Raw genomic sequence first — 261 nt, forward strand, 5'->3', positions numbered from 1 at the left:
CGGGGGACCTGGCGCGGTACCTGCCGGACGGCAATCTGGAGTTTCTGGGGCGCACCGACGAGCAGGTCAAGATCCGGGGCTTTCGCATCGAGCCGGGCGAGGTGGCCGCGCACCTGTGCGGACATGCATGGGTACGCGAGGCGGTGGTGGTGGCGCGCGAGGAGCGGGCCGGCGAGCCGCAGCTGGTGGCGTATGTGGTGGCCGCAGAGGAGGCGCAGGAAGCGCAGCTTGCGGCGACGCTGCGCGCGCATCTGGTGGGGC

1 pseudogene is annotated in these 261 nt (G+C 72.4%); it reads left to right on the plus strand.

The annotated features are described in order from the left end of the window. Positions 1-261: pseudogene (locus ACLFKU_RS44620) on the plus strand (non-ribosomal peptide synthetase module); the annotation flags it as partial.

The sequence above is a fragment of the Paraburkholderia sp. EG304 genome (assembly GCF_046543485.1).
GTDB classification, from domain to species: domain Bacteria; phylum Pseudomonadota; class Gammaproteobacteria; order Burkholderiales; family Burkholderiaceae; genus Paraburkholderia; species Paraburkholderia youngii.